Below are 713 nucleotides of genomic sequence, written 5' to 3'. Positions count from 1 at the left end.
TGCGGCGGGGTACTGGTTCGACAACCTGCGTCGCACGGTCGAACTCGACGGTGCTGTAAGGGTGCTGGTGGAGCAGGGTTTTGGTGCGTTCGTGGAGTGCAGTGCGCATCCGGTGCTGGCGATGGGGGTGCAGGAGAGCGTCGAGGACGCGGGCCGGCAGGCTGCTGTGGTGGGGACGCTGCGCCGTGATGACGGGGGAGTGGAGCGTTTCCTGGCGTCGTTGGGTGAGGCGTTCGTGCAGGGTGTGTCGGTGGACTGGAAGGCGGTGTTCGCCGGGACCGGTGCCCGCCGGGTCGACCTGCCCACCTACGCCTTCCAGCACCAGAACTACTGGCCCGAGCCCGCTGCCCGTACGGCACTGCCCGCATCGCCGACGGACCGTACGGACGCCTTGTTCTGGGAGGCGGTGGAGCGGGAGGACTGGGAGACGCTGGCCGCCGAGCTGGAGGTCGACGGGGACCAGCGCCTGAGCGAGGTGCTGCCCGTGCTGTCGTCCTGGCGGCGGCAGAGCCGTGAGACGTCGACCCTCGACGGATGGCGGTACCGCGTCGTCTGGAAACCGCTGTCGGACAGCTCGACGGCCCCACGGCTCTCCGGAACCTGGCTGCTGCTGACGTCCCCGGACAGCCAGGGATCACTGGCGACCGGCATGACCCAGGCCCTCACCGAACGAGGCGCTGAAGTACAGCAGTTGGTGGTCAAGTCCGCCGACA

General features: G+C 69.0%; 1 protein-coding gene. It reads left to right on the top strand.

Features of this window, described 5'->3' with window-relative positions; all coding sequences use genetic code 11:
• A partial coding sequence (locus LMU33_RS40840; RefSeq protein ID WP_228627176.1) for an acyltransferase domain-containing protein occupies nt 1-713 on the top strand: 713 nt, incomplete at both ends.

The sequence above is a fragment of the Streptomyces barringtoniae genome (assembly GCF_020819595.1).
Lineage (GTDB): Bacteria > Actinomycetota > Actinomycetes > Streptomycetales > Streptomycetaceae > Streptomyces > Streptomyces barringtoniae.
Note: the sequence above shows the minus strand (reverse complement) of the source record. Positions and strands in the feature narration are given on the sequence as shown.